This is a genomic window from Streptomyces beijiangensis, assembly GCF_017315755.1.
Taxonomy (GTDB): domain Bacteria; phylum Actinomycetota; class Actinomycetes; order Streptomycetales; family Streptomycetaceae; genus Streptomyces; species Streptomyces beijiangensis.
This window is the reverse complement of the sequence record NZ_JAFLRJ010000633.1, coordinates 2,986-4,180: the sequence shown is the minus strand read 5'-3', so window position 1 is coordinate 4,180 and position 1,195 is coordinate 2,986. Positions and strand designations below refer to the sequence as shown.

The following is a 1,195-nucleotide window of genomic DNA, read 5'->3' as shown; positions in this document are numbered from 1 at the left end:
AGGCCGCGGTGCGCGGATTCGTAACCCGTGCGCAGCAGTTGCTCGGGCCGGTTGACGAAGGCGACCCGGCGGTGGCCGAGATCTGCCAGGTGGTGGACGCACGCCTCCACCAGTGCGGTGTGGTCGAGCCCCACCCACCAGCCGGTCGCGGGGTCGGCGGTACGGCCGATGGCGACGGAGGGGAAGCCCAGGGCGGTCAGATGGTCCACCCGGTCGTCCTCTAGGCGGATCTCCATCAGGATCGCACCATCGACGCGCCGCTCACCCAGCATCCGCTGGAAGGAACGGTCGCTGTCCACGCCGCTGGGGGACAGCAGTACGTCGTAGTCGTAGGCGGCGGCGGCCTCCACCACGCTGCCGATGAAGTCGAGCTGCATGCCCGTGTAGTGGTTCCCGGCGGGCGGGAAGACCAGGCCGAGCGTGCTGGTGCGTCCGTTGGCCAGGGCGCGGGCACTGGCGCTCGGCCGGTATCCCAGCTCGTCGACGACCTGCTGGATCCTGCGGCGGGTGGCATCCGAGACCGGGCGCTTGCCGCTCAGTGCGTAGGAAACGGTGCTCCGCGAGACTCCGGCCCGCCGGGCGATCTCACCGATGTTCACGGCGACTCCTTGATCGAATGTCGAACCGGTTCGACTTTGTGTCGAACCGGTTCGCGTGAAGTGACGGTAGGAACTGCCCGATCGGCTGTCAACACCCCGGATCGAAATTCGAAACCCGTCGGCAACAGCGGTGAACTACCCGTGCGGGAGGGATTGTTGGCCCACGCTCCCGGTGCTAGCTTCGTCGAACCGGTTCGAGGAGGTGATCCTCCCGGCAATCGGAACCCTCCCCGCCTTCCGACCCCAGCCGCTGCCGCGCATCCATGCGAACCGGTTCGATGTATTCAACTCCGCGCCCCGCCCCAAGGATTGAGGATGCAATCCATGCCCTCCGCTGAAAGATCCGCCCGCCGCCGGGTCCCGGCCGCCGTGGCACTGGCCCTCGGTGCGAGCCTGCTGGCCGCACCCTCCACGCCCGCGCACGCGGCCGACAGCCTGCAGCCCGCCGCCCGCTACACCTTCGACCAGGACGACCTCACCACCGGCGAGATCGCCGACAGTTCGGGAAACGGGCTCGACGCGACCCTGGTGAACGGCGCCACCGCCCAGTCCGTCGCAGGCGCCGACGGAGGCAAGGCGCTCGCCCTGCCCGGCGG

At 69.3% G+C, this 1,195-nt stretch carries 2 protein-coding genes; one reads left to right on the top strand and one right to left on the bottom strand.

Annotation, left to right across the window (positions count from 1 at the left end; genetic code table 11):
• The coding region (locus J0695_RS37720) for a LacI family DNA-binding transcriptional regulator (protein WP_206969313.1) at window positions 1–599 on the bottom strand (599 nt) is incomplete at its 3' end.
• Between the two features lie 324 nt (window positions 600–923).
• Here J0695_RS37720 and J0695_RS37715 point away from each other — a divergent pair.
• On the top strand, window positions 924–1,195 hold a 272-nt coding region (locus J0695_RS37715; protein ID WP_206969311.1), incomplete at its 3' end, for a hypothetical protein.